Source organism: Natronospira sp. (genome assembly GCF_007134575.1).
Lineage (GTDB): Bacteria > Pseudomonadota > Gammaproteobacteria > Natronospirales > Natronospiraceae > Natronospira > Natronospira elongata.
Genome location: NZ_SLKM01000275.1, coordinates 1 through 4,963 on the forward strand (window position 1 = coordinate 1; position 4,963 = coordinate 4,963).

At 64.6% G+C, this 4,963-nt stretch carries 5 protein-coding genes; 4 read left to right on the plus strand and 1 reads right to left on the minus strand.

Annotated elements, in window-relative coordinates; genetic code table 11:
• Window positions 1–1,022, minus strand: a 1,022-nt coding sequence (locus ACJWXQ_RS11095) for a hypothetical protein (RefSeq protein ID WP_406672819.1), incomplete at its 3' end; no start/stop codon positions are given.
• Window positions 1,023–1,437: 415 nt separating this feature from the next.
• Between ACJWXQ_RS11095 and ACJWXQ_RS11100 the strand changes: the two genes are divergently transcribed.
• The 4 genes from ACJWXQ_RS11100 to ACJWXQ_RS11115 all read left to right on the plus strand — a co-directional run.
• On the plus strand, window positions 1,438–3,354 hold the full coding sequence (locus ACJWXQ_RS11100) for an ATP-binding cassette domain-containing protein (RefSeq protein ID WP_346053149.1): 1,917 nt from the start codon (window positions 1,438–1,440) through the stop codon (window positions 3,352–3,354).
• Window positions 3,351–4,250: an alpha/beta fold hydrolase gene (locus ACJWXQ_RS11105; RefSeq protein ID WP_346053151.1), complete on the plus strand. Its 900-nt coding sequence runs from the start codon at window positions 3,351–3,353 to the stop codon at window positions 4,248–4,250. The genes ACJWXQ_RS11100 and ACJWXQ_RS11105 overlap by 4 nt, the downstream gene beginning before the upstream one ends.
• Window positions 4,250–4,636 carry an NfeD family protein gene (locus ACJWXQ_RS11110; protein ID WP_346053153.1) on the plus strand — a complete coding sequence of 129 codons (387 nt, stop codon included), beginning with the start codon at window positions 4,250–4,252 and terminating at the stop codon, window positions 4,634–4,636. Before ACJWXQ_RS11105 ends, ACJWXQ_RS11110 begins: the two co-directional genes overlap by 1 nt.
• Window positions 4,633–4,963 (plus strand): alcohol dehydrogenase catalytic domain-containing protein (locus ACJWXQ_RS11115; protein WP_406672820.1); only part of this gene is annotated, 331 nt, incomplete at its 3' end. The genes ACJWXQ_RS11110 and ACJWXQ_RS11115, both read left to right, overlap by 4 nt.

Consider the following 4,963-nt stretch of genomic DNA (forward strand, 5'->3'; position numbering starts at 1 on the left):
GCCAGGTGCAGGGCGTCCTCGGTGGGGAAGAACGGTAATGTTTCGCCATCCAGCGGACGGCTGCCGATCAGGCGGAAGAATTCCTCCAGCCAGAGGATCTGTTCGGCCTCTTCCGCTGACAGGCGGGCGCTGCGCTTGAGGGCGGTGGCGGTCGCGGCGGCGTCTTCGGGGTCCACCCCCTTGCCGCTCAGGGCCCGGAGCGGGAGAACGGCGCGGCGTCCCAGGCGCCCGACCCGGTCAATCCGGGCGGTGGCCAGGAAGCGGTAGCCGCCCAGGTCGAGCAGGCGGGCCGGGGCCACCGGCAAGCCCTGGCGCCGCAGCAGTTCCAGGGCCTGGGCCTCGGCGGCGAGCAGCCCGGCCTGGCGTTGCGCGGTGGGCGAATCGGCCAGGGGCGCGAAGCGGACCAGAACCTGATGGCCCTCCATCCAGGCGGTGAAGCGGGGCGAGTCACCCGGGACCGGTTCACCGGGCGGGTCGCCGGCCTCGGCCTGCTGGGCGAGTTTGGGCAGATCATCCAGGGAATGGGGCTCGGGGTCATGGCCGAGGAATCCGGCCATGGCGGCCTCGCCAAGAATCAGGTTGCCCGGCATGGCGATGCCCTGTTCACTCAGCAGTCGCAGTTGCTCTTCCTCGTCGCCGACCTGACCGAAGTGGGCATCCGCCATGTAACCGCGGGGCCAGAGGGCGCTGATCTCCCTTGGCAGGCCGGTGCCGATGCGCAGGCCGTCCTCGGCCTGCCAGGCCCATTCGCTCGGCGCCAGGGCGCGTATCCGGGCATGGTCGTGGGCGCGGCCGTCTTCATCCACGCGATAGACCGGCAGGCTGTCCGGCAGGCCCTCGAGCTGGCGCGGCACCGCGTAGCGAATCTGTCGGGTCTGGCCCAGTCGCAGCACCTGGTCATTCACTTCCCGCATGAGACGGGAGAGGGTGGGGCGGCTGATGCCCAGGGCTTTCTGTACGGCCGCGGAGCTGAGTGGACCCTGTTCTGTGAGCAATTGGATGAGGCGCTGGCTACGAGACATGCTGTGATTCGATTCCTGAAACGAATTGGGGGAATAAAGCAGCGCGAAAATTAAACCGGAGGGGGAAGTCAGCGTCAAGCAAGTTCGGGGAGACAGGCTTCATCCCTGAAGCCCGCCACCCCGATTTCGCACGATAAGGAGGTGGACCCAGTCGTGCGAAAGGGGCACCGGCAATGCCGGTATGCTTTGCGACCCGTATGATTACAGCCCATTCTGCCTGTCCGGGCCATCCCTCATACGGGGGGCGTCCGTCCCCTTGGGGGAAAGGGTGCCTCGGGGATCGGACTGCCGGGTCGTAGACGATGCCGGCTGGCCGATGTTTCAGTCTTTGTGCAGTGCCGGGACACAGGGGATACACTACCCGCCCCGTCGTTCCCGGACGGGCATGGCTCACCCCTGCAGCAGTGATATCAGCATGATCCAGATTAGCGACATTGTCTTGCGCCGCGGCCCGGAGGCCCTGATCGAGGGCGGCAGCGCGACCCTTTTCCCTGGCCACCGGATCGGTCTGGTGGGCGCCAATGGCAGTGGCAAGAGTTCCCTGTTCGCCCTGCTGCGGGGTGAGTTGGCGGTGGATGCCGGTCAGGTGTCGGTACCCTCAGACTGGCTGATCGCCCACATGGCCCAGGAGTTCACTGACCTGGACCGCCCGGCCATTGACTTCGTGCTGGATGGCGACCCGGCATTCCGCGCCGCGGAAGCGGACGTGGCCAAAGCGGAAGCCTCGGGAGACGGAGATGCCATTGCTCGGGCTCATGGCCGCTTCGAGGATGTGCACGGATATTCCGCCCGGGCCCGGGCGGGGGAGCTGATGAATGGGCTCGGCTTTGCCGCCAGCCGGCATGGCGACCCGGTGGGGAGCTTTTCCGGCGGTTGGCGGGTGCGGCTCGGCCTGGCCAAGGCCCTGATGTGCCCCTCCGATCTCCTGCTTCTGGACGAGCCCACCAACCATCTGGATCTGGAGGCGGTGCTTTGGCTGGAAGACTGGCTCAAGGCCTATCAGGGAACCCTGGTGCTGGTCTCCCATGACCGGGAGTTTCTGGATGCGGTGGTGGCTGAAATCCTCCACATCGAACATTGTCGCCTGAATCATTATCGCGGCAACTACAGCGAGTTCGAGCGCCAGCGGGCCGAGCAACTGGCCCGACAGCAGGCCCTGTACGAGAAGCAGCAGCGCGAAATCGCGCATATGCAGAAGTTCGTTGATCGCTTCCGCTACAAGGCCACCAAGGCCAAGGCAGCCCAGAGCCGTATCAAGGCGATGGAACGCATGGAGAAGCTGGCCCCGGCGCATGTGGATTCGCCCTTTCACTTTGAATTTCCCGACGCACCCCGGGCGGGCAATCCCCTGATCAAGCTCGAGGGGGTGAGTCTCGGCTACGGCACGGACCCGGTGCTGAGCGGCGTGGATGCCAGCATTGGACCCGGTGACCGGATCGGCCTGCTGGGGCCCAATGGCGCCGGCAAGTCCACCCTGGTGCGGACCCTGGCCGGTGAGCTGGCGCCCATGGCCGGTGAGTGCCATGTGGGTGCCAATGTGCGGATCGGCTACTTCGCTCAGCATCAGCTTGAGCAACTGGATACCGCTGCCAGCCCCCTGGATCATCTCCAACGCCTGTCACCCGCGGTATCGGAACAGAAGCTGCGGGACTTCATCGGGGGATTCGGCTTTCAGGGGGACATGGCCACCGATCCGGTGGCCCCGTTCTCCGGGGGTGAGAAGGCAAGGCTGGTGCTTGCCCTATTGGTCTGGCAGGCCCCCAACCTCTTGTTGCTGGACGAGCCCACCAACCACCTGGACCTGGAAATGCGTCATGCCCTGACCATGGCACTGCAGGGCTTTGAGGGTGCCGTGGTGACCGTGTCCCATGATCGCCACTTGCTGAGTAACACCGTGGATCGGTATCTGCTGGTGGCTGACGGCAGTGTCCGTGATTTTGACGGCGACCTGGGAGACTATCGTGTCTGGCTGGATCAGCAGCGACTGAACCGCCAGGCCAGTCAAAGCCAGACCAACGGCGGCGGTGGTGGCAATGACCGTGGCAAGGCGGCCCGGCGGGCTGCGGCCGAGCGGCGGCAGGCCCTGAAACCACTCAAGGATCGTGCCGCTCGCCTGATGAAGGACATCGAGAAGAGTGGGGAACGCCTCGCCAGTCTGGAAGAGCAGCTGGCAGACCCGACCCTGTATGAGGAGGAGGCCGGGCTTCGGCTTCAACCCCTGCTCAAGGAGCAGGCAGCACTTCGCAGTGAACTTGAGCGACTGGAGAGTGAATGGATGCAGGCAGAGGAAGAACTGGAAGCGGCCAGAGCGGCGGCGGAGGGAGTGCGGTGAATGCAGAGTCACATTTCGTGGAACTGGACGGTGAACGCTGTATCCATCTGCGTCGCTTTCCCGGTGAAGGTCAGGTGCTGTTCCTGCTTCACGGTGCCATCGAGAATGGCCGTATCTTCTACAGTCGTTCCGGCCGGGGCCTGGCGCCCTGGCTGGCGGAACGTGGTTATGATGTCTGGGTGATGGACCTGGGCGGGCGTGGGGGCAGTCGCCCTCGGATTGCTCGGGGCAGTCGCTACAGTCAGACCGATTCCATCCTCAGGGAAATCCCGGCGGCGCAGGATTATATCGGGCAGCAGCGCCCCGGCGTCAGCCAGCACTGGATCGCCCATTCCTGGGGTGGTGTGTTGATGAATGCGGTCCTCGCCCGCTTTCCGGAACGGGCCCGCTCGGTGGCTTCTCTGGTTTTTTTCGGCAGCAAGCGTCGGGTCCGGGTCTGGAATCTTCGCCGCCTCCTCTATGTGGACTTGATCTGGTGCTGGCTGTCGCCTTTGATTGTTTTGCTGGCCGGTTATCTGCCGGCCCGGCGTTTGCGCTTCGGCTCCGATGATGAGAGCCGTTTGAGCTTCTCTCACGGACGGCGCTGGGTACGTGAGACCCGCTGGGTGGACCCGATCGATGGCTTTGACTATCGGGCGGCCCTGGCCGAGCAGCGACTGCCTCCGACCCTGTATCTGGCGGGGGCCGCCGATGCCGCCCTGGGCCACCCGGAGGACGTCAAGCGTTTGATGGCCGAGTCCGGTAAAGGGAAGCAACGCTTCCTGCTGCTGGCCAAGGCCGAGGGTTACGCCCGCGACTATGGTCATATCGACATGCTCACCGCCCCGGAAGCCGGGGAGGACCATTTCCCGGTGGTATTGGACTGGCTCGCCGAGCACGGCGAAGGGAAGGGCTGATGGGCACCATTGGCAAGTACACCCTGCTGCAGATTCCCGGCCTGATTCTGTTCGGGATCATCGTCTATCTGCTTTATCAATGGGATTGGATTTCCGATCGCCTGGCAATGCTGTTGCTCTTGTTGTGGGTGATCAAGGACGTGCTGCTCTATCCCCTTTATCGGCCGGCTCTTGAAGGCGGTCATGATCCGGGTGCCGTGGGCATGGTCGGGCTCACCGGCGTGGTTCGTACCGATCTTGATCCGGTTGGATTGGTGGAGGTGGCGGGGGAACGCTGGCGGGCTCGCAGCGTGGATGGCCAGACCATCACTGCCGGCGAGAGGATTGAGGTCAAGGATGCCGAGCGGCTGATATTGCTGGTTGCCGCCATCAGGGGGGAGGAATGATCCGGGTCCGGATTGCCAAGCCGGGTGGTTATGAGCGACTGGCGATTGAGTCGGCGCCGGATCCCGCGCCCGGGCCGGGTGAGGTCGTGATCGAGAGCAAGGCCATCGGGGTCAATTTCGCCGACTGTATTGCCCGCATGGGGCTCTATAAATCAGCCCGTGAATTCGTCGGCTGGCCCCTGACGCCGGGCTTTGAAGTGGCCGGGCGCGTGGCGGCCTTGGGCGAGGGCGTCAGTGACTTTGCCGTGGGCCAGCGGGTCTTTGCCCTCAGTCTCTTCGATGCCTATGCCAGCAAGGTTTGCGTGCCCATCGAACAGCTTCGTCCCA

What these genes read in the sequence shown, in the direction of transcription:
- ACJWXQ_RS11100 (WP_346053149.1), top strand. Translation starts at nt 1,438, where the DNA reads ATGATCCAGATTAGCGACATTGTCTTGCGCCGCGGCCCGGAGGCCCTG.
- ACJWXQ_RS11110 (WP_346053153.1), top strand. Translation starts at nt 4,250, where the DNA reads ATGGGCACCATTGGCAAGTACACCCTGCTGCAGATTCCCGGCCTGATT.